We start from the raw sequence: 21,760 nt of genomic DNA on the forward strand, positions 1-21,760 counted from the left end.
CCCTCCCCTCACAGCGAGCACACCTGCACCGTGAGCATCGTGAAACCAACGCGCACTCAGCTCCGAGTACGGTAAAGGACGTGACTGCGCCCGTCGATGCCACCGCCACTTCCGCCTGGGCTGAGCTCAGCAGCATCCGCGACTCGTTCTCGCCCGATCTGCGGGGCTGGTTCGCCGCCGATCCGGGGCGCGTCGAGCGCTTGACCTGCGATCTCGCCGATCTGCACGTGGATCTGTCGAAGAACCTCGTGACCGACGAGATCCTCGCCGCGCTGGTGCGCCTCGCAGAGCAGACCGGCGTGGCGGAGCGCTATGCCGCGATGGTCGCCGGCGAGCACATCAACACCACCGAGGACCGCGCCGTGCTGCACACTGCGCTGCGTCGCCCTGCCGGGGCAACCCCCGCGCTCGTCGTCGACGGGCAGGACATCGACGCCGACGTGCACGCAGTGCTCGACGCGATGACGGCCTTCGCCGACCGCGTGCGCAGCGGCGAGTGGACCGGCGTGACCGGCAAGAAGGTCACGCACATCGTCAACATCGGCATCGGCGGTTCGGACCTCGGCCCCGTCATGGTGTCGGCCGCGCTCGAGCCGTATGCGACCGCCGGCATACAGGCGCGTTTCGTGTCGAACATCGACCCCACCGACCTCGCGCAGAAGACCAAGGGGCTCGACCCCGAGACGACCCTCTTCATCGTCGCCTCGAAGACTTTCACGACGCTCGAGACGCTCACCAACGCGCGACTCGCCCGTGACTGGCTCTGGGCGGGTCTCGAAGCCGCCGGCGCCATCGACGACAGCGACGAGCAGAAGACGGATGCTGTCGCCCACCACTTCGCGGCCGTCTCGACCGCTCTCGACAAGGTCGCGGCCTTCGGCATCGACACCGACAACGCCTTCGGATTCTGGGACTGGGTCGGCGGAAGGTACTCCGTCGACTCGGCGATCGGCCTGTCGCTCATGATCGAGCTCGGACCGGATGTCTTCCGCGAGCTGCTCGCGGGCTTCCACGCCGTCGACGAGCACGTGCGCACGACGCCGCTCGAGCGCAACGTGCCGGTGCTCATGGGCCTGCTGAACGTCTGGTACTCGAACTTCCTGGGCGCGCAGTCGCACGCCGTACTCCCCTACGCGCAGCAGCTGAGCCGCTTCGCGGCATACCTGCAGCAGTTGACGATGGAGTCCAACGGCAAGTCGGTCCGCTGGGACGGCAGCCCCGTGACCACCGACACGGGCGAGGTGTTCTGGGGCGAGCCCGGCACCAATGGTCAGCACGCGTTCTACCAGCTCATCCACCAGGGCACGCGCCTCATCCCGGCGGACTTCATCGCGTTCGCCAACCCGGCGTACCCGCTCGCCGACGACGGCCGCGATGTGCACGGGCTGTTCCTGTCGAACTTCCTCGCGCAGACCAAGGCCCTCGCGTTCGGCAAGACCGCAGAAGAGGTCGAGGCCGAGGGCACGACCGGATCACTCGTCGCGGCGCGCACGTTCGCCGGCAACAAGCCGACCACGTCGATCTTCGCGCCGGCGCTCACCCCCGCGGTGCTCGGTCAGCTCATCGCGCTGTACGAGCACATCACCTTCACGCAGGGCGTGGTGTGGGGCGTGAACTCGTTCGACCAGTGGGGCGTGGAGCTCGGCAAGCAGCTCGCCCTGCAGATCGCCCCCGCGGTGGAGGGCGACCAGCAGGCTCTGGCGGCCCAGGATGCCTCGACTCGCGCGCTCCTCGCCTACTACGCGGCACACCGCAAGAGCTGACGGATTCCGGATGCCGGTGGCCCCGGCATCCGCCCTGAACGAGCGGCCGCTTACACGGTTCGTCCAGCAAAACCGGAGGACTCGTCCAGACCGGCGGCGCAGACTCGGGGACTTGTGCGTCCGACCCGAGGGCGCCCCGCACGGCTGTGCTCGCGCGGAACACCCGAAGGATCGTACGTTCGTCATGCTCTCAGACCCCTCGTCCACTCCTACCCGCCGCACGCTCCGCACCCGCCGCCGCTCCGTCCGGCCTGTGATCGCCGTCGGCGCCGCCGCCGGCATCCTTGCCGCCGCGGGCGTCCTCCTGGCGCCGCCTGCTGTCGCCGCCGCAGCCGCGTCGCCGCTGACCGCCTCGTCGGCAGCCGTCACCGCCGCCGCGAGCGTGCTGCCGGCCACCGAGTCGCTCCGCGACATCGCCGCCGACGCGGATGCCACGCTCGAGACGGCGAGACTCGCGCTGGCCGACGCCGACGCCGTGGATGCCGAGATCGTCGGCTCGGGCCTCGATCTCGGCGCTGAGCGCACCGCGATCGACACCACTCGACTGCGCGCGGCGGTCGCCGGGCTGGCGAGCCTCGACATCGTTCCGCTGCTGCTACTCCCCGACGCAGCCGGCGAGGTCACCGCCCAGACGCGCACGGTCACCGCGCGCGTCACCGAACTGCGCGAGCAGCTGGAAGCGGTACGGAACCAGCGCGCCGCCGAAGAAGCCGCCGAAGAGGCCGCGGCCGCCGCCGCCGCAGCGGCCGCCGAGGCGCAGCGCCAGGCCGAAGCGGCTGCAGCCGCCCTGGCGGCGGCCAACACTCCCGAGGGTGCGCGCGCGACTGCTCAGGCGATGGCGGCCGACCGCTACGGATGGGGCGGCGACCAGTTCTCTTGCCTGAACTCGCTGTGGCAGAAGGAGTCGAACTGGAACTACCAGGCCTACAACGACTCCAGCGGTGCCACCGGCATCCCGCAGTCCCTTCCCGGCAGCAAGATGGCCACAGCCGGGGCCGACTGGCAGACCAACGCCGCGACGCAGATCGCGTGGGGCCTGGACTACATCTCGCGCGCGTACGGCACGCCGTGCGCAGCCTGGGGGCACTCGCAGGCCACCAACTGGTACTGACGCCCCGGCGCCGTCGAGCTCCGGGTCAGATCGCGGCGAGCCACTCGTCGAAGGTCGTGGGCGCGATCCGCGCACCTTCGCCCGGCAGCAGGACCTCTCCGGCGAACTCGACCCCGAGCGCCGAGCCCTGCCAGCTCGCTCGGATCGGCCGGGCGTCTCGTCGGGCTGAGCGCGTGCGCCGCGCCATGTCGACGGCATCTTCCGTCAGGGGTCCCGCGACGTCGGCGTAGCGCCCCTGCGGCTCGCCCTCGGCCAGTTCGACCAGCACACCGGCGATGTCTTCCGGCGCGATCGGCTGCAGCAGGAGCGGCGGCACGTGCGAGACACCGTCGACGGTGCTCCAGTCGGCGATCATCGCCGGGAAGTCGTGGAACTGCGTCGCCGGAACGGTCGTGTACGGCACCGGACCGGTCGCCACTACTCGCTCTTGAACGCGCTTGCCGAAGTAGTGCGGGTTGCCGAGCACCCGGCTGGCACCCGCGATGGACAGCGCGACGTGGTGGCCGACCCCGGCCCTCGCCTCGGCGGCGAGCAGGTTCTCGCTCACCGCGGCGAACACCCGCTCCGCCGTCGGCACATCCGCCACGGCCGGATTGCTCACGTCGATGACGACGTCGATCCCGGCGAGCGCGCCGTCCAGGCCCTCACCCGTCACGAGATCGACGCCCTGCCCCCGACTGAGCGAGACCACCTCGTGATCGCGAGCTCGAAGCCGCTCCACCACCAGCGTTCCGATCCGACCGGTACCGCCTGCCACTGCACTGCGCATGAGATCTCCTATTATGGATATTTAGTGTCCACGATAGCCAGGACCGATACTCTGGACAAGTGAAGCTTCCCGAGACCACGGAATGGGCACTGCACACCGCCGCTGTGCTCGCACAGCTCCCCACCGACTCGACGATCTCGGGTGCGCAGCTCGCCGAGCATTTCGGCGTGCCGAACCCGTACCTCTCCAAGCAGCTCGCGAAGCTGGTGCGCGGCGGGATCCTCACCGGCAGCACCGGACCGCGCGGGGGCTTCCGCCTGGCGCGGCCGGCATCCCGGATCAGCCTCCTCGACGTCGTGGCCGCCGTCGACGGCATCTCGGATCCGTACGTGTGCCGCGAACTGCGACAGCAGGGACGCGGAAGCGCGCGGCCCGAGGACTGCACGCGCCCGTGCGCACTGGCGGTGGCGATGCGTGGCGCCCACGAGGCATGGCTGGAGTCGCTGCGCGGCGTGACGCTCGGAGAGATCATCGCCGGACTGTCGCCCGATGTCGTGGCCAAGAACCGCCGGCTGCTCGTCGAGAATCCGCTCCCGCGCCGCTGAAGCCCGAGGACCTCGAGCTATTGGCCCGCGTAGCCTCCGTCATCGAGCTGCCACGCAGTGACGGCCACGGTCGCCCCTTCGACGATGTCGAGCTCGACGGGCCACGAGTCGCGCGTCATGCCGACGACAGGGGCGGCGTGCAGCGTCGCACCGACGAGCGCGCCGTGGGTGGATGCCGCATCCCAGCCGAGGTACGTGACGGCCGAGCCGCCCGCCGGCACTTCGATGCGCTGCGCACCGAAGTCCGTCGTCATGAACGAGCCGCCCCGCGCGATGGTGACGTCGAGCAGATGCCCGTTCTGGTCGCCGAAGGCGATGTCGGGGTAGCCCTCGACGACGCAGGGTTGTTCCGAGAAGTTCATCAGCTGCACGGCCTGCACACGGTGCCCGGTGGCGGCGTCCCCGCCTCCCAGCAGGAGCGTGGCGCGCTCGGGCGTGCACCACTGCGCGTCGTCGGGAACGGATGCCTCTGCCTGCGCGGGCACGGGATCCCCCTCCGCGTTCGGGTCGACCGGTGCGCCGATGCCCCTAGCCGCCTCGGCCTGCGCCTGCCGCGTGGCCTCGACCTGCGCCTCGATGTCGAGACGCCGGGCGTCATCACCCCCGAGGCCCGCCACGAGGACGATGACGACCGATGCCGCGGCGGCCGCCCAGATCCATGGGCGCATCACGGGTGTGCCCGTCTCCGCCGCGCCGCGTGGTGCTTCGCGCGCGGCGACGAGCCCCGGCATCCATCCCGCGGCCAGCCCCCACAGCGCCCCGGACGCGGCTGCCACGCCGAACGCGCCGCCGAGAAGACCGCGCGCACCGAACATCGACAGCGAGCTCCAGGCCACCGCGAAGTCGAGAGCGAGTCCGACCGTCGCACCTGCCGCAGCGGTCGCGAACCACCCGCCGATGAGACCGGATGTCGCGGCCCCGCGGCGCGCGAGCCTCGTGAACAGCGCGTGGCAGACGACGATCGCGAGGCCACCCAGCACGACCATCGCTGCCGGCCAGGCGCCGGGCCACGTCCAGACAGTGGGCGGCATGATGGCCGGAACCAGGTTGGCCAGCTGCGGCAGACCTCCGGGCAGCTGACGCAAGCCCCAGGCAGCCCCGGCCACGATCAGCCAGAGCGCTCCGGCCAGGACACTCGAGAGGGCCAGACGCCGGCCGGAGGGTTCATTCATCGAGTCCATCCTGGCCGATGGACGAACGCTCAGCGGACGGGCGTGTGCGTTCCGTAGTACTGCGCGACCTGCTGCGAGGTCAGCCAGCCGTCGAAAGTCTCGGCCTGTGGCCATCCCTCCGGAGAGTCCTGCCACGCTTCCCGGCGGCCGTAGGGCAGCAGATCGATGAGCGGGAAGGTGTGCGCCAGCTGCTCCGTGCCGCGACCGTCGGTGTGCCATGTGCGATACACGTCGTTGCCGTCGCGGAGGAACACGTTCACCGCGAACCCGCCGCCCTTCGGCGCGTCCATGTCCTCACCGAAGGGGCTGTCTGCCGTCGAATACCACTCCATGCGGTTCCCGGTCTTCTCCTTGTAGGCCAGGGCCTCGTCGATCGGCCCTTGCGTGATGATCACGAAGCGCGCGTCGTACGGCTCGAGGAACTCCAGCCGCGTGAACTGCGACGTGAAGCCGGTGCAGCCCGGGCACTGCCATTCCTTTCCCTCGAACCACATGTGGTGGTACGTGATGAGCTGCGAGCGGCCCTCGAAGATGTCGGCCAGGCGCATGGGGCCGTCCTCGCCGACGAGCGTGTACTCGGGCAGCGCGACCATCGACAGCCGCCGGCGCTGCGCCGCGATCGCGTCGAGTTCGCGCGTGGCAGCCTTCTCGCGCACCCGCAGCTCGGCGAGTTCACGGCGCCACGTCTCGGCGTCCACAACGGGCGGGAGGGCGTTCTGGGTCGTGCTCTGCATCGGAACCTCCGAGTGTGCGAGTGTTATGTTCACACTGTACACATCACCCGAGGCTGGTCAAGCCCGACTGCGCTGCACGAGCTGCGCCGCCGAGCGGCCGTCAGCGGCGGTCGAGCCAGGCGGCCGCGAGCGATGTCCAGGCCGCGGCATCCGTATCGACTGCCAGGCCGATGCCGTGCACGTCGCCGGGAAAGACGTGCAGCTCATGCCCGACGCCCGCGGCCGCGAGCGCGGTGCCCAGCAGATAGCTGTGCTCGACGGGCACGACGCGGTCGCCCGCGGTATGCCACACGAACATCGGGGGCGAACCCGGCGCAACGAGGCGCTCGAGCGAGAGCTCGAGCGCCGTCTCTTCGGGACCCGGGTCGCCCACGAGAACGCTGCGGGAGCCCGGGTGGGGGTGGTGCACCAGGCTCACCGCGGGATAGCCGAGAACAGCGAAATCCGGCCGCTCGTCGGGCGACGAATCCGGAGCGAGTGCGGCGTGTCCCGCAAGGTGTCCTCCGGCCGAGAATCCGACCACGCCGACGGTGTGCGCCCCACGCGCCCGTTCGGCCGCGATCTCGCGTCGGACCGCAGCGAGCGGTCCAGGATGCCGCGTCAGCACCGGATAACGTACGACCCGGGTCGTCCAGCCGAGACCCGAGAGCCACTCGGCGACGGGCTCGGCCTCGTGCGGGGCGTGCCTGCGGTAGCCGCCGCCGGGGAAGCACGAGGATCACGCCACGATCACGACGGCGGGGAACTGGCATGCCTCCATCTTGTCGCGACCATCGTGCGCGTGTCCGATCACGAAAAGATAACGGCAAACCCTTGCTGTCGTTACCTCGCCGTTATACAGTGCTTGCACGGTAGCTGTTTTGCTGTGGCAGCTGCCGGCATGTGATTGCAGGACACTCTTGGTGCAAAGGGACAAGGGCCGGTCGGTTAGCCTCTCCGACCGGCCCTCACCTTTGCCGCCGCGTCAGGCCCTCCAACGCCCGCGCCACGGATGCTGTCGGTCACTCGAAAGCTGTCGTGACTAGTCGGCGCCAGGGAAGCCGTCGCGCCACGTCGAGTAGACCGGCGACCAGCCTCGCGCGCGGGCCTTCGTGTTCGACACGCGCCGGCCCCGCACCTCGCCGGGCTGGAGCGGTAATGCGCGAGGTTCGGGGGCGCCGAGCCGACGGGCGAACACCGGCGCCCAGATGGTCGCCGCTGCCGGCTCGTCATCCACGACGTTGTAGACGCCGTCGGGCCAGTCGATCGATTGGACGGTCGCCGTCACCGCGTCGTGGAGATGAATGAACGACGCGATGGCGGGGGTCGCCTGAAGAAGTCCGGCAGCGGCGGCATTCGCTATCCGGCCGCCCTCGGCGTACCAGGTGCCCGGGCCGTAGAAGCGGCCATAGCGCAGGACGGTGGTCCGTGGCATCCCCCGTAGACGCTCCTCCATCACTGCGACCGCCGTGTTCTCGACGAGCGGCACGCTCTCATCGGCGACGGTCTCGCCAGGGACATATGCCCACGCGATGCTCTGCGCGATCATCCGCTCGACGCCCGCCTGCCGCGCCGCCGCGACGAGGTTGGCGGTGCCCGCGCGACGCAGCCGCGCATTCGCCTCGAGGTCGAAGTCACTGAGGTCGGTCAACTGATGGATGATCAGGTCGGGCGCGGCGCCGCACATCACATCCGCGATGTGCGGCGCGTCGTACACATCGACGACGACGCCGCGCGCACCCCGGTCTTCAATGAACTGGACATTCTCAGGACGACGAGTGGAAGCGACGACGTCATGCCCGGCGGAAGCGAGCGGCGGGATCAGGCGGCTTCCGATGACTCCTGAGCCACCGGCGATGAAGATCTTCACGAGCCGGCTTTCGGGCGGCCTGTGCGACAGGGTGTTGCGTTCATACCTTCAGGACCGTGCACCGCGATGAAATGTGAGCCGAAACCTCACATTCGGAGCGGCTGCGCGGTCTAATGAGCAAGAGGAGAGGGCGCAGACATGACGATCACGCCGATCGGCGGGCTCCAGGACGATGTGCTGGGCGAACGCAGACACCTCGTCTCATTGGCCTTCCGCATGCTGGGGACAGTCGCGGATGCCGAAGATGCGGTGCAGGACACGTACATCCGCTGGTACCGGATGAGCGACGAGGATCGGGCGGCGATCGAGGTGCCGCGGGCATGGCTCACGAAGGCGACGAGTCGGGTGTGCCTGAACATCCTGGCCTCAGCACGACAGCGGCGCGAGATGTACGTCGGCCCGTGGCTGCCGGAGCCGGTGCCTGCCCTCGCGTTCGGAACCCCGAACGAGGGGGTTCTGGATCCACTGGACCGCGTGACCCTCGATGAGTCGATCAGCACCGCGCTGCTCGTGGTCCTGGAGTCGATGACGCCGGCGGAACGCGTCGCCTTCGTGCTCCACGACGTGTTCGCGATGCCGTTCGACGAGATCGCCGAGGTCGTCGGCCGGTCTGCACCGGCCTGTCGTCAGCTGGCCCTCTCCGCGCGACGCCGCGTTCAGAGCAGTCGCAGTCGCCGAGCGACCCATGCCGAGCACGAAGAAGTGGTCAGGGCCTTCGCCGCCGCAGCTCGCGCGGGCGACATCGCCGGCCTCGTTGCCGTGCTCGACCCCGACGTCGTGCTGCGTTCCGACGGCGGCGGAATCGTCACGGCCGCCCGCAATCCGGTCTTCGGCGTCGAGAAGGTCGCCCGGTTCATTCTGGGCGCGCTCCACAAGCGTCCGAACACCACGGTGCTCGAGCAGGAGACCCACGACGGCACGGGATTCGCGCTGTGGGACGACGGACGCATCTACGGCATCGTCACCCTGGACGTGGCCGACGGTCTCATCGTCGATGTGCGGATGATGATGAACCCGTACAAGCTCTCGCTGTGGAACTGACCTCACGAAACACGCTCCCGCCCGGTCAATATTCGTGAACGGCCCGGACGAGGCCGCGAATGGAGACGATCGTGAGCACCCCGCACACCGCCAGCATCGCGAATACAGATCAGGACTATCGTCGGATCGGGATCTCCCGCGACGAGATCGTCCCGAAGGAAGATGGCGCGCGCACTGACGGTCGTCGCGGAACATACGAGTGGTGGTACTTCGACGCGCACTTGGACGACGGCGCCAAGCTCGTGATCATCTTCATGACGAAGGACCTGTCGACACCGGGCAAGCCCCTATCGCCCATGATCCGGCTGAACCTGGATCTGCCGGACGGGACGAGCAAGAGCTTCATCCGCACCTACGACGCCGGCACCTACGAGGCGGGGCGCCGAAACGCTGACGTGCAGATCGGCCGGAACAGCTTCGTCGGCGACCTCTCCCACTACGACATCGACGTCGAGATCGACGACGTGAAGGTGAAGGTGTCGCTCGACGCGACCCTCCGTCCGTGGCGTCCCGACACCGGCTACCTCGTCTTCGGCGAGAAGCGCGACCTGGAGTTCTCATGGCTGCCGGCCGTTCCGGAGGGAAGGGTCTCCGGATACTACGAGGTGGACGGTCTGCGCTCGGATGCCACGGGCGTGGGGTACCACGACCACAACTGGGGCAATGTCGGCATGACCACGATCATCAACGATTGGTATTGGGCTCGCGGCCAAGCGGGTCCCTACTCGGTGATCGCCTCCTACATCACGTCCCACGAGAAGTACGACTTCGCTGAGATCCCGATCTTCATGCTCGCGAAGGACGGCGAGATCGTCGCCGACCGGGCCGAGTATGTGCGCTTCACAGCATCCGACGTGTATATCGACCCGAAGACCAGGAAGCCGATCGCGGGAGTCACGGAGTACTCCTACGACGACGGCAGGGAGCGCTTTGTGGTGCGGTTCGCCAGGAGACGGGATCTCGTCGCCGCTACGTTCGTGGAGCAGATGAGCGGATGGCGCAAACTCGCCGCGCGGCTGATCCGTTTCGACGGCGCCTACCTGCGTTTCGTCGGCGACTTGACCATCGAACGCTGGTCGGGCTCGACGCTCGTCGAGTCGTTCGCCGACGAGGCCATCTGGGAGGTTATGTACTTCGGCCACCCGCGCAGGGACGCGGCGTCTCCGGTGCGCGCCGGCCGCTGAGCCGGCTCATCAAAGCGAGATGTCGTCACCCCGCTTTGATGCTCTCCTTCTCGTCCCCGCCCTCGACGGTCCGTACCGGGATGGGCTCTATGCCCGCGCGGACGTGCTGCTCGATCCTGTCGGAGTAGAACCACCTCGCGACCCGCGCCCTGACACGCTCGATCACGGGGAGTCGTCCAGCCTCGTCCGGCCGCGCATCGACCGCATCCGGGTGGGTGTGGGCCGAGAGACGCCAGCGCTCGTAGTCGTCGAGTGGTTCGTGGACCTCGATGTACTCGCCACCAGGGAGACGCACGATCCTGCCCGTCTCGAATCCGTGCTCCACCAGGTCGCGGTCCTTCTTCTGCAGGGCGAGGCAGATGCGCTGGGTGACGAAGAAGGCCAGGAATGGGCCGGCGATCAGCGTTATCTGCAGGGTCGTGATGACGGACTCGAACGTCAGACTGAACACGAATGCCATGATGTCGGCACTGGCGGCCAGCCACAGCACGCCGTAGAAGGTCATGCCGGCGACTCCGATGCCCGTGCGGGTCGCGGCGTTGCGGGGTCGATCGAGGATGTGATGCTCGCGTGCATCCTTCGAGATCCATCCCTCGAGGAACGGGTAGACCGCCACGACGAGGAGGAAGACGCCGATGACGACGAGCGGTACGAGCAGCGCCGCCGCCCAGGTGCGATCGAACAGCACGAACTCCCAGTTCGGGGGCACCAGTCGCAGCGCCCCGTCGAGGAACCCCGTGTACCAGTCCGGCTGACTGCCGGCGGACGCGTTGCCCGGATCCGCGGGCCCATACGTCCACACCGGGCTGATCTGCACGGTTGCGGCGATCAGGACCAGCAGTCCGAGGACCATCGAGAACAGCCCACCGGCGCGGAGGGCGGCGTTGGGCAGCAAGCGGATGCCGACCACGTTGCGCTCCTTACGCCCGGCTGCTGCGAACTGCGGCGGCTTGTTGCGGTATGCGGACCTCGCTCGCACGGCGATCAGCACGAGGATGGCGACCGGCACGATGGCGATGTGGATCAGGTGGAGGTTCTCGATGATCCTGCTCGGGAACTCGCCGCCGAAGAGGACGGACGCGATCCACGTCCCGACCAGCGGGATGCTGAGCACGATTCCGTGGACGATGCGCAATCCCGACCCCGACAGCATGTCGTCAGGGAGCGCGTAACCACTCCATCCACCGGCGAGCACCGCGACGAGCAGGAGGAACAGGGCGACCCAGCTGCCTCGGCGCGGGCGCCGGAAGGCGCCCGTGAAGAAGCTCACGAGCAGCTGGATCATGATGGATGCCGGGACGAGCAGAGCCGCCCAGTGGTGCAGCTGCCGCAGAAGGAGCCCGCCGGGCACCTCGAAGGACAGGCGCATCACGGAGTCGAACGCCCTTGAGACCTGCGCGCCCTCGAGTGGCGCGAAGGGCCCGTGGTAGGTGACCGGCTCGCTGGAGGGCGAGTACACGAACATCAGCGCGACGCCGGTGACGAACAGCACAGCGATGCTCGCGATGGTGATCACCCCGAAGAGGTTCGTCCAGTGCACGGGCACGGAACGCCGCTTCGCATCCGCGACGGCGGCGGCGAGGCTGCGCCCGAGGGTGGTGCGCTCGCGCAGGAACCGTCCCGCTCGGTCCGTGACGGACTGAGGGTGGCGCCGGTCAGCTCGCACGACGTGACTCCACCGGCTCGTCGTCGCCGCGGCCGGGCATCGGGCGGGGCGCAGCAGGAACGGCGGCGAGGAAGGCGGCCCTCGGCTCCTGCACGGACTCGAGCGAGACGATGTCACGCCCGAAGAGGAATGCCGAGATCCAGAGCATGAGGACGCGGACCTTGCGGCTCCAGGTCGGCACCGCGAGTACGTGGTACCCCCGGTGCATGAGCCAGGCGATGAGCCCTTTGACGACAAGACGTCGGTACTGGAAGATCCCGTACCCCAAGCCGAGCGTCGCTACCGTTCCGAGGCTGTGATGCAGATAGTCCCTCGGCAGCTCGCCGCGGACGACCGCCGTGAGATTCTTCGCCAGCAGCTTGCCCTGGCGCACCGCGTGCTGTGCGTTCGGGACGGTACGCGCGCCATCCCGGCCGAGCGCCAGGTCGGGGATGGCCGCATTGTCTCCCGCCGCCCACGCGTCCTCGATGACCTCGTCCGCGGTGCCGACGCGCAGATCGGGCCTCGTGACGATCAGCCCGCGATCGTCCACCGGCAGATCGGTGTGAGTGGCCACCACCGGGTTCGCGGCGTTGCCCGCCGCCCAGACGAGGACATTCGTCGCGAATCGCTCGCCGGTCGAGAGGACCACCTCTCCCCCGCGCGCTGACACCATCTGCGTTTCGAGGTGCACGATCGCCCCGCGCTGGGTCAGATGATCGACGACCCACCTGCCCGGTTTCTCGGTCACCTCCGGCAGGATCCGGCCACTCGCTTCGATGAGGTGGAAGCTGAGGTCGGAGAAGTCGAGCTCCGCATACGACCTCAACAGCGCCGACCCCAGCGACAGCATCTCGCCGAACACCTCGACGCCCGAGAACCCTCCGCCGACCACGGTGAAAGTGAGCAGTCTGCGACGCTCCAGGCCGTCGGGCAGGGCCGCCGCCGTCTCGAACGCGGTCAGCAGCTGGTCACGGATCGCGACGGCCTCCTCAACGGTCTTGAGTCCGATCGCGTGCTCGGCGATCCCTTCAATCGGAAACGTGCGCGTCACGGCGCCCGCAGTGATCACGACGATGTCGTAGTCGACCGTTCTTGATGATCCGTCAGGCATGCGGACCGTCACCGACCTGTCCGCATGCCTGATGGCGAGCACCCGACCAGGGATGACTCGCGTGCGCCGCAGGTTGGTGCGCAGCGAGACGGCGACGTGCCGCGCCTCGACGGACCCGGCGACGACCTCCGGGAGGAACGGCTGATAGGTCATGTACGGCCGCGGCTCGATGATCGTGATCTCCGCCTCCTTCGCCTTGGCCCTCTTCTCCAGGTGCCAGGCCGCGTAGAAACCCGCGTAGCCGCCGCCGATGATGAGTATCCTTCGCATCACTACCTCCGATTGCTCCTACATATGAAGACCGGAGAGGTGCGCGATTTGTGATCGGCGCGCATCAGTGGCCGGGAGCGACCGGGTAATGGCTGCTGATGGCGACGCGGTTCCACGCGTTGATCGCCACCGACAACCACGTGACCGCGGCGATCTGGGAGTCCGACAGCGCGGCCAGGTCGGCTCCGCGATCCGGCATCGGGTTGCGGTCGCTGATCAGGGTCACCTGCTCCACGATCTGCAAGGTGGCGCGCTCTTGAGGCGAGAAGTACTGCGACTCCCACCAGGCCGCGAGCACTGCGAGGCGTTCCGGCGTCTCACCGAGCGCCGTCGCATCCCGTGCGTGCAACCGCAGGCAATAGGCGCATCCGTTGATCTGGGACGCCCGGAGCTTCACCAGTTCGACCAGCCGGCCCTCCAGTCCGGCCTGCTCCGCCGCCGCGGCGGCCTGCACGCTGAATCGCTCCATCGCCCGATAGACCTCGGGGTACTCCTTGCCGATGTTGATGTGACCCATGAGTGGCCGCTCCGTTCCCGGCGCGGTCCTCGCGCCTACTGAGAACGACCGGACGGATCGGCCGTTTGTGAGGCGCACGGCACAACCTCACATCGGGCGGACCCACCCGGTCATACAGGGAGTGGACGTCTCCACGCCGCGCACGCTCGGCTCATCGGATGCGCACCCGCACCGATCACACGAGCGAGACGCGCTCTCGCGACACCGACCCGCACATCAGGGAGAAGCAGGCACATGCCCACACGATCCAAGGCGCAGCGCACCAGCACAGCGGAGCCACAGCGAGGTGACGGCAAGGCGGAACTGGCGTTCTACCGGCAGATGGTGCTGGTCCGGCGCTTCGAGGAGCGGGCCGCCCGCGGGTACGCCGAGGCCAAGATCGGCGGGTACTGCCACCTGAATCTGGGAGAGGAAGCGGCCGTCGTCGGCGTGATGGCCGCCCTCGAACCCGACGACTACGTGTACACGAGCTACCGCGACCACGGATACGCGCTGGCGCGCGGAATAGCCCCCGAGCGGGTGATGGCCGAGCTGTACGGACGCGCCGACGGCGTGTCGAAGGGCTGGGGCGGGTCCATGCACCTGTTCGACGCCGACTCGCGATTCATGGGCGGCTACGGCATCGTCGGCGGGCAGATCCCGCTCGCGACAGGCACCGCACTCGCGATCAGTCACCGGGGCGGGACCGAGGCCGTCCTGTGTCAGATGGGCGACGGCACCACGAACATCGGCGCGTTCCACGAGTCGCTCAACATCGCAGCCCTGTGGGGACTGCCCATCGTGTACGTCGTCAGCAACAACGGCTTGGGCATGGGTACGACAGTCGCGCAGTCCTCGGCCGAACCCGAGCTCTTCAAGCGCTCCTCCTCGTATCGGATCCCCTCTGCACGCGTCGACGGGAACGATCCCGTCGCCGTGCACGCAGCCGCATGCGAGGCCTTGGCGAGCGCCCGGTCGGGGAGGCCCTTCCTGATCGAGACGATCACCGAGCGACTCAAGGGCCACTCGGTCGTCGACCCCGCCTCGTACCGCTCCCGCGCGGAGAAGGCCGAGCTGCTGGCGGGCGACGCCCTCGCCGAGTACGCAGCCACTCTCGCCGAGCGGGAGCTCCTCAGCGAGGAGTCCGCGAGGGAGATCGACGATGCGGCGATGGCAGCTGTCGACGCCGCGGTCGCGTTCGCCGACGCGAGCGCCCATCCCGCGGCGTCCACGCTGTTCGACTACACGTACGCGACACCCGTCCCCAACGACTCCCGGCGTCTGCCCGGGGAGGCCCTATTCCCTGCCGCCGCACGGCCGGGCGCCGTGACCGCGGAAGTGCGAGCATGAGCGTCATCAGCTATCGGCAGGCACTGCACGATGCGCTGCGAGAGGAGATGCACCGGGATCCCGACGTCTTCCTGATCGGCGAAGAGATCGGTCGATTCGAAGGCTCGTACAAGATCACCGCCGGAATGCTCGAGGAGTTCGGCCCCCAGCGGGTGCGGGACACGCCGATCGCCGAAGAGGGGTTCACGGGAGCGGCCATCGGTGCCGCGATGGTCGGACTCCGTCCCGTGGTCGAGATCATGACGATCAATTTCTCCCTGCTCGCCCTCGATCAGATCGTCAATCACGCTGCCAAGATCTACGGCATGTTCGGCGGGCAGGCGCGCGTCCCCCTCGTCGTGCGCACCCCCGGAGGCGGCGGTCAGCAGCTCGGCGCGACCCACTCTCAGAACATCGAGCTCTACTACGCCTTCGTGCCGGGCATGAAGGTGGTCGCACCGTCGACGCCGGCGGATGCCAAGGCGCTCATGCTCGCGGCAATCCGCGACGACGACCCCGTGCTGGTGCTCGAGAACCTGGGACTCTACAACACGACCGGAGAAGTCCCCGAAGACCTGGAGCCCGTACAGATCGGCAAGGCCCATGTCGCGCGGACCGGCGCGGACATCACCGTGATCGCGTACTCGCGCATGGCGATGATCGCGCGTCAGGCCGCCGAGCTGCTGGCGGGCGAAGACATCGACGTCGAGGTGATCGACCTGCGAAGCCTGCGTCCGCTCGACCGCGACACGATCATCGCCTCGGTGAAGAAGACCGGCTGCGCCGTCGTCCTGGAGGACGACTGGCTCACCTACGGCATCGGCGCCGAGATCGCCGCATCCATCTCAGACGGGGCGTTCGACTGGCTGGACGCTCCTGTCCGCCGCGTGGCGATGGCGGAGGTTCCGATGCCCTACGCCAAGTCGCTTGAGACCGCCGCACTGCCCTCGCTCGACGACGCGGTCCACGCCATCCGCGAAACCCTCGACGCCGTCGCGCGCCGAGTCTGAAAGGACGATCATGATCGACATCCTCATGCCGCGGCTCTCGGACACCATGACGGAGGGCGCCGTCGCCGCCTGGCACAAGAAGCCGGGTGATGCGGTGAAGCCGGGCGACATCCTCGTAGAGATCGAGACCGACAAGGCGCTGATGGAGCAGGAGGCGTACGACGAGGGCATCCTGGTCGAGATCCTGGTCCCCGAGGGCGAGAACGTCGAGATCGGCACTCCCATCGCTCGCCTGGACGATGGGCGCGGCCCCGGGCCGGAAGCCGCCGATCCGCCCGCCGCAGAGGCGGTCTCCGCGACCGTCACCGACTTGCCCACCAGGACCGCCGCACCCACCGAGAGCGCCGCCGCCTCCGAGAGCCCCGCAGACCCCGGCGAGAGGCGCCTCGCCACACCCCTCGTGCGCCGGCTGGCCCGCGAGCAGGGCATCGACCTGAGCAGCGTCTCCGGCACCGGCCCCGGCGGACGCATCGTACGCGCCGACCTCCCTCCCACGGGCGCCACGACGGCCGCCGACGAGCACATCCCGGTCGCCGCCCTCGTGCCTGCCGCACCGGCGGATACGGACGCGCGACAGAGCACGCGCGTGCCGTTCGACGGCATCCGTCAGGTGATCTCCTCTCGATTGACGAAGAGCGCAACGACCATCCCCACTTTCACGGCGACCGCATCGGCCGACGTCGGGGAGCTGCTGCAGCTGAGGGCGCGGATCAACGAGGCCACAGCGGAGAGCGGCGTCAAGGTGAGCGTGAACGACCTCATCGTGCGCGCGGTCGCGCTCGCGTTGCGCGCGCACCCCGCGGTGAACGCATCGTACGACGCTGACGGGCCAGGAGCTGCGCTGCGGCACGGACGAGTGCACGTGGGCATCGCCGTCGCATCCTCCGCCGGGCTGGTCGTGCCGGTCATCCGCGACGCCGATCGCGCGTCGGTCACGGCAATCGCGACGTCGTCCCGCGAGCTCATCGGCAAGGCGTCGGAGCGCAGGCTGTCGACCGCGGAGGTGCGCGACGGGACCTTCACGATCAGCAACCTCGGCATGTTCGGCCTGGATCATTTCACCGCGATCATCAACCCGCCCCAGGGCGCCATCCTCGCCGTCGGCGCCGTGCGCGATGAGGTGATCCCCGTCGGCGGCGAGCTCGTCGCACGCAGTGCGCTGAGCTTCACCCTCACTTCCGACCACCGCATCATCGACGGGGCCGATGCCGCCCGATTCCTCGCCACGCTCAGGGGTCTTCTCGAACAGCCGCTCCGGGTCATCGCCTGAGTTCAGAATCCTCGCCGACTCCGTGCCGTGCTCGGCACGGTCGTCAGCATCTGACCACCACGAAAGGAAATCAACAATGACCATCCACAACGTCGGCCTGATCGTCGGCAGCATCTCCTCGACCTCGATCAACCGTCGCCTCGCGCGGGCGCTGATCGCTCTCGCACCGCAGACCGACCTCCTTCTCACCGAGATCCCGATCCGCGACCTGCCGATCTACTCTGCCGACCACGACGCGGCGATCCCCGAGGAGGCCGCCGAGTTCAAGCGGGCGATCGTGGACTACGACGCCATCATCGTGGTGACGCCCGAATACAACCGCTCGGTACCCGGCGTTCTCAAGAACGCGCTCGACACGGCGAGCCGCCCCTGGGGCGACAACAGCTTCGCCGACAAGCCGTCGGCAGTGATCGGGACGTCCATGGGTGCAATCGGCACAGCCGTTGCGCAGCAGCAGCTGCGCGGCATACTGAGCTTCCTCGCCTCCCCGGTGCTCCCACAGCCCGAGGCATACGTGCAGTCGTACGACGACCTCTTCACCGATGACGGGCAGGTGACGGACAGCCGCACCCGAGAATTCCTCATCAGCTGGCTGACCGCCGCTCACGCGCATTTCGACAAGACGCTGCGCCCCGTTCACGGCTTCACCCTGACGCAGTCCTGAGGGCGACGCTCCAGATCACAGAAAGATAACGAGAAACCTTGCCTTCGTTACCTGGCCGTTATAGAGTTCACGAAGGTAGTTGTTTTGCTGTGGCAGCTACCGACATGTGATTGCAGGACACTCTTGGTGCAGGGACAAGGGCCGGTCGGGAGCCTCTCCGACCGGCCCTTTTCTGCGCCCCCGCCCTTTTCTGCGCCCCCGCCGTCTTACGTGACCCGCCCGTCGCCCGGCCGTGCGACCCGCAGCCACCGGTATCCGTACGAGGGCACCTCGAGCTCAACGCGCCCTCGATCGCCGAGAGCGATCCGCTCCGCACCGAGCAGGTCGACGAGGGACACCCCGTCGGGCTCGTCCTCGAGGGCGAAGGCCACGACCGCCGGCGCATCGCTGAAGTTGTGCACGGCCACCATGCGCCCGACGTCTGCCCGCAGCGAATGCACCAGCACCCGGGATCCTTCGGGCGACAGCACCTCGAATCGGCCCCAGCCGAGCTCGGGCGAGATCCGGTACCGCGAGATCAGATCACGGAAGAAATGCAGCAGCGATCCGCGATCCTCGAGCTGATCGGCGACGTTGACGTGCTCGGGCGCGAAGCCATCGCCCGGTGGCCGCGAGACCAGGCGTGAAGCCGCGGCATCCGAGAATCCTCCGTTCTTGTCGCGCGACCACTGCATCGGCGTGCGCACAGCCTGGCGGCCGCGGATCTCGGCGTTCTCACCCATCCCGATCTCTTCGCCGTAGAACAGCACGGGCGTGCCCGGCAGGGTGAACAACAGGCTGTAGGCCATGCGGATGCGCCGCGGATCGCCCTCGAGCATCGTCGGCAAACGCCGCACGATGCCACGCCCATACACGCGCTGCTTCTCGTCGGGGGCGAGCGCGTCGAACACCTCCTGCCGCTCGTCCTCGCTCAGCTGGTCGAGCGTGAGCTCGTCGTGGTTGCGCAAGAAGTTCGCCCACTGCGTCTCAATCGGCAGCTCCGGCCGCGCGGTCAATGCCTCGACGAGGGGCGCGGGGTCCCGGCGCACCAGTGACAGGTACAACCGCTGCATAGCGACGAAGTCGAACTGCATCGTGAGTTCCTGGCCGTCGTCGTTGGCACCGAAGAACGCGACCTGCTGCTCGTACGGCAGATTCACCTCACCCAGCAGCACCGCCTCGCTCGAACGCCGTTGCAGGAACCGTCGTACATCGCGCAGGAAGTCGTGCGGATTGGCCATCTCTGCACCCTCGGGCACTTCGAGCAGGAACGGCACCGCGTCGACGCGGAAGCCCGCGACGCCGAGTTGCAGCCAGAAGCCGATCGTCCGCGCGATCTCGTCGCGTACCCGCGGATTCGCGACGTTGAGGTCAGGCTGATGCTCGTAGAAGCTGTGCAGGTACCACTGCCCCGACTTCTCGTCCTTCGTCCAGATCCCGTCCGCCTCGCCGGGGAACACGCTGTTCTTCTGGCCCTTGGGGGGCGGGTCGTCGCGCCACACGTAGTAGTCGCGGTAGGGCGAGTTGACACTGCGCTTGGCCGAGACGAACCACGGGTGGCGGTCCGAGGTGTGGTTGATCACGAGGTCGACGATCACCCGCATGCCGCGGTCTTTAGCCGTGCGCACCATCTCGACGAACGTGCCGTGATCGCCCAGGCGGCTGTCGACGCCGAAGAAGTCGGTGACGTCGTAGCCGTCGTCCCGGTCGGGCGTCGGGTAGAACGGCATGAGCCAGATGCACGTGACGCCCAGCTGCGCGAGATAGTCGATGCGAGCGGCGAGGCCTTGCAGGTCGCCGATGCCGTCGCCGTTCGAGTCCAGGAACGTCTCGACGTCCAGGCAGTAGATGACGGCGCTCTTCCACCACAGGTCGCTCGTGTCGGTGATCCTCATTCCCCCGAGCGTTGTCGGGACGGATGCCGCGCAGAACCCCCTTTCGCGGGCGACGGCGATGAGCTAAACAGGCCTACACCCCGCCGCCGCCACCACCTCCGCCGCCTCCACCGGCCGAACCGCCGCCACTGGAACCGCCCGATGTCGACGACGCCGACGCCGAGCTCGAGGACAGGTTCGAGATCCCAGCCGAGAACGCGGCGGCGTTGAAGCCGGAACTGCCCGCGTACCACGTGGGCGAATTGCCCTCGCCGTACAGCACGGCGAGCTCGCGCGCCCATTGCTTCTCCTGGCCGAACACGACCGCATAGGGCAGCAGCGTCTCGTACAGCCGCAGCATCTGACGCGGGTCGTCGGTGTCGACGGGCACCCTCTCGGCGCCCTCCGGAGACTGCAGCATCCGGATGCGGTCGGCCTCGGCCCACTCGATGAACTGCTTGAGCCCTAGTAGGTGATCCCGCGTCTCGGCGCCCACGGCCGTGAGCGGCTTGTGCACGACCAGGAGGATCACCAGCAGCACGGCGAGCACCGCGACGATGATGAGCACGATGGGAACGAGCGGCTGCACGAACCCGACGAGCGCCGCAATCCCGAAGCCCACGACGAGCACGGCGGCCACGATCACCACGAGGATGGGCAACGCCCGCACGCCGCCGCGCACCTGCCGCTGCAGCCCTCGTGTCACCAGTTCCCGAGCAGCGCTCTTGAGGATCGACTGCGCGGCCGACGAGAACCTGGTGTCGGTGCGACCGAACTCGAACTCGTCACCGGGCCGGCCGTCCGGAAAGAGGCCTTGCAGCAGCATCCGCCCATCCCCGTCTGCCTTCGACGGATCGATGAGCACCGCCTTGAGCTTGGTGCCGCCCCACCACTTCGACGCGCCCTCTTCGATGCGGATGCTGCCCACCACGGCCTGCTCGAGCACCTCGGCCGGGATCGCCTTCGTGGTCATGCCCAGCATGACTGCGCTCTCGAGCGCGTCGATGCCGCGCGGCGGGGTGAACTCGGCCACGACGACGGGGCGGCCCGGCGCGTCGCGCAGGTGCCGTCGTCGGGCGCGTACGGCGAGGGCGACCGCGCTGCCCAGGCCCAGCACCGCGGCGCCGGCCTGCAGCCAGCCCCACGGTGAAGCGAAGTACGACGAGTCGAACCGCGTGAAGGTGCCCTGCTCGAAGCCGATCGCGATGGTCATCGTCTCGTGGGGTCCCAAGGGACCGACGGATGCCTCGACCTCGGTGCCGTCGCCGGTGAGGGTGCACGTCTGGGTCGAGCCCTGGGCGCCGACGTAGCAGGCCTGTTCGCCGGTGCGCGCCTCGGCGAGCGCGTCCGTCATCGTGACTCGAGCGGTGACGCTGCCGAACGGCTGCGGCCAGCCGGTGCCGTTGACGTCCCAGTAGAACTCGTCCGCGGCCGTGTCGGCGAACGGGCGCGTGACGTTCTCGAGCGTGTAGGTGAAGACGAAGGTCTGGCGTCCGTGCACGAAGTCGTCGGCACGCGAGGTCATGACGTACCAGCCGTCCTCGGATTCGACTTCGGACGGGCGCTCGGCGCCGGTCTCGTCCGTGATCGAGACGAGTTCGGGATGCAGCGGCGCGCCCTGGTGCGCCTCGGGAACGGCCCGCTGCATGCCTCGGTTCTGATCGTGCTCGGGGAACAGCGCCACGAAGGTCTCGACCACGGTCAGCGTGCTCGTGCCGTCCTCGTCGCGGTCGAGCTGGTACTCGACGTTCAGGTTCTCGAAGGCGAAGTCGTCGACGTCCGCGTGGGCGGGCGATCCGCCAAGCCCGATCACCATCGCGAGCAGGCCGGCGAGGATCCCGAGGAGCAGTACGCCGGCACGGGGGCGGCGGTCGAGCGGTGGCGTGGCGAATCCAGTCCCCATGGGGTCAGCCTACGGGTGCCGGTTCGCCGTAATCTTGT

At 68.5% G+C, this 21,760-nt stretch carries 19 protein-coding genes; 9 read left to right on the forward strand and 10 right to left on the reverse strand.

Annotation, left to right across the window (positions count from 1 at the left end):
• The first annotated feature begins 80 nt into the window (after positions 1-80).
• Both pgi and ACLKM7_RS04290 read left to right on the forward strand, forming a co-directional pair.
• Entirely contained in the window at positions 81-1,763 is a 1,683-nt protein-coding gene (gene pgi, locus ACLKM7_RS04285; protein WP_436445923.1) for a glucose-6-phosphate isomerase, read from the forward strand.
• Between the two features lie 184 nt (positions 1,764-1,947).
• Positions 1,948-2,874 (forward strand): phospholipase, encoded by a 927-nt coding sequence (locus ACLKM7_RS04290; protein ID WP_436445924.1) that lies wholly within the window; start codon positions 1,948-1,950, stop codon positions 2,872-2,874.
• 25 nt (positions 2,875-2,899) lie between these two features.
• On the opposite strand, the gene ACLKM7_RS04295 is transcribed toward ACLKM7_RS04290, so the two are convergent.
• The gene (locus tag ACLKM7_RS04295) at positions 2,900-3,643 is read right to left on the reverse strand and encodes an SDR family oxidoreductase (protein WP_436445925.1); all 744 of its coding nucleotides are present in this window, start codon (positions 3,641-3,643) and stop codon (positions 2,900-2,902) included.
• Between the two features lie 59 nt (positions 3,644-3,702).
• On the opposite strand from ACLKM7_RS04295, the gene ACLKM7_RS04300 reads away from it, so the two are divergent.
• The gene (locus tag ACLKM7_RS04300; RefSeq protein WP_436445926.1) at positions 3,703-4,188 is read left to right on the forward strand and encodes an RrF2 family transcriptional regulator; all 486 of its coding nucleotides are present in this window, start codon (positions 3,703-3,705) and stop codon (positions 4,186-4,188) included.
• A gap of 17 nt (positions 4,189-4,205) precedes the next feature.
• Here ACLKM7_RS04300 and ACLKM7_RS04305 read toward each other — a convergent pair whose 3' ends face one another.
• From ACLKM7_RS04305 to ACLKM7_RS04320, 4 genes are all read right to left on the reverse strand, one after another.
• Positions 4,206-5,360 (reverse strand): DUF4232 domain-containing protein, encoded by a 1,155-nt coding sequence (locus ACLKM7_RS04305; protein ID WP_436445927.1) that lies wholly within the window; start codon positions 5,358-5,360, stop codon positions 4,206-4,208.
• Between the two features lie 29 nt (positions 5,361-5,389).
• Positions 5,390-6,094 (reverse strand): DUF899 domain-containing protein, encoded by a 705-nt coding sequence (locus ACLKM7_RS04310; protein ID WP_436445928.1) that lies wholly within the window; start codon positions 6,092-6,094, stop codon positions 5,390-5,392.
• A 100-nt stretch (positions 6,095-6,194) separates the two neighbouring features.
• Entirely contained in the window at positions 6,195-6,701 is a 507-nt protein-coding gene (locus ACLKM7_RS04315) for an alpha/beta hydrolase (protein ID WP_436445929.1), read from the reverse strand.
• A gap of 414 nt (positions 6,702-7,115) precedes the next feature.
• On the reverse strand, positions 7,116-7,943 hold the full coding sequence (locus ACLKM7_RS04320; protein WP_436445930.1) for an NAD-dependent epimerase/dehydratase family protein: 828 nt from the start codon (positions 7,941-7,943) through the stop codon (positions 7,116-7,118).
• A gap of 138 nt (positions 7,944-8,081) precedes the next feature.
• Here ACLKM7_RS04320 and sigJ point away from each other — a divergent pair, with 138 nt between their 5' ends.
• Positions 8,082-8,984 carry an RNA polymerase sigma factor SigJ gene (gene sigJ, locus ACLKM7_RS04325; RefSeq protein WP_436445931.1) on the forward strand — a complete coding sequence of 301 codons (903 nt, stop codon included), beginning with the start codon at positions 8,082-8,084 and terminating at the stop codon, positions 8,982-8,984.
• Between the two features lie 71 nt (positions 8,985-9,055).
• The gene (locus ACLKM7_RS04330; RefSeq protein WP_436445932.1) at positions 9,056-10,168 is read left to right on the forward strand and encodes a lipocalin-like domain-containing protein; all 1,113 of its coding nucleotides are present in this window, start codon (positions 9,056-9,058) and stop codon (positions 10,166-10,168) included.
• Between the two features lie 25 nt (positions 10,169-10,193).
• Here the strand turns inward: ACLKM7_RS04330 and qcrB are convergent, their stop codons facing one another.
• The 3 genes from qcrB to ACLKM7_RS04345 all read right to left on the reverse strand — a co-directional run bounded on the left by qcrB (position 10,194) and on the right by ACLKM7_RS04345 (position 13,714).
• Positions 10,194-11,834: a cytochrome bc1 complex cytochrome b subunit gene (qcrB, locus tag ACLKM7_RS04335; RefSeq protein ID WP_436445933.1), complete on the reverse strand. Its 1,641-nt coding sequence runs from the start codon at positions 11,832-11,834 to the stop codon at positions 10,194-10,196.
• Positions 11,824-13,197: an NAD(P)/FAD-dependent oxidoreductase gene (locus ACLKM7_RS04340; protein ID WP_436445934.1), complete on the reverse strand. Its 1,374-nt coding sequence runs from the start codon at positions 13,195-13,197 to the stop codon at positions 11,824-11,826. The genes qcrB and ACLKM7_RS04340 overlap by 11 nt, the downstream gene beginning before the upstream one ends.
• 64 nt (positions 13,198-13,261) lie before the next feature.
• Positions 13,262-13,714 (reverse strand): carboxymuconolactone decarboxylase family protein, encoded by a 453-nt coding sequence (locus ACLKM7_RS04345; RefSeq protein WP_436445935.1) that lies wholly within the window; start codon positions 13,712-13,714, stop codon positions 13,262-13,264.
• Positions 13,715-13,948: 234 nt separating this feature from the next.
• Here ACLKM7_RS04345 and ACLKM7_RS04350 point away from each other — a divergent pair, with 234 nt between their 5' ends.
• The 4 genes from ACLKM7_RS04350 (at position 13,949) to ACLKM7_RS04365 (ending at position 17,966) form a co-directional block, all read left to right on the forward strand.
• The gene (locus tag ACLKM7_RS04350; protein ID WP_436445936.1) at positions 13,949-15,043 is read left to right on the forward strand and encodes a thiamine pyrophosphate-dependent enzyme; all 1,095 of its coding nucleotides are present in this window, start codon (positions 13,949-13,951) and stop codon (positions 15,041-15,043) included.
• A complete protein-coding gene (locus ACLKM7_RS04355) occupies positions 15,040-16,032 on the forward strand; it encodes an alpha-ketoacid dehydrogenase subunit beta (RefSeq protein ID WP_436445937.1) in 993 nt (330 codons plus the stop codon). Before ACLKM7_RS04350 ends, ACLKM7_RS04355 begins: the two co-directional genes overlap by 4 nt.
• Positions 16,033-16,042: 10 nt before the next feature.
• Positions 16,043-17,302 (forward strand): dihydrolipoamide acetyltransferase family protein, encoded by a 1,260-nt coding sequence (locus tag ACLKM7_RS04360; RefSeq protein ID WP_436445938.1) that lies wholly within the window; start codon positions 16,043-16,045, stop codon positions 17,300-17,302.
• 76 nt (positions 17,303-17,378) lie between these two features.
• A complete protein-coding gene (locus ACLKM7_RS04365) occupies positions 17,379-17,966 on the forward strand; it encodes an NADPH-dependent FMN reductase (protein WP_436445939.1) in 588 nt (195 codons plus the stop codon).
• Positions 17,967-18,172: 206 nt separating this feature from the next.
• On the opposite strand, the gene ACLKM7_RS04370 is transcribed toward ACLKM7_RS04365, so the two are convergent.
• Together ACLKM7_RS04370 and ACLKM7_RS04375 are read right to left on the reverse strand one after the other, a co-directional pair.
• On the reverse strand, positions 18,173-19,840 hold the full coding sequence (locus ACLKM7_RS04370) for an alpha-amylase family protein (RefSeq protein WP_436445940.1): 1,668 nt from the start codon (positions 19,838-19,840) through the stop codon (positions 18,173-18,175).
• Positions 19,841-19,913: 73 nt separating this feature from the next.
• Positions 19,914-21,722 carry a DUF2207 domain-containing protein gene (locus ACLKM7_RS04375; RefSeq protein WP_436445941.1) on the reverse strand — a complete coding sequence of 603 codons (1,809 nt, stop codon included), beginning with the start codon at positions 21,720-21,722 and terminating at the stop codon, positions 19,914-19,916.
• Positions 21,723-21,760 lie beyond the last annotated feature (38 nt).

Origin of the sequence: Microbacterium sp. I2 (assembly GCF_051364985.1) — a bacterium.
In the GTDB taxonomy this organism is placed as follows: domain Bacteria; phylum Actinomycetota; class Actinomycetes; order Actinomycetales; family Microbacteriaceae; genus Microbacterium.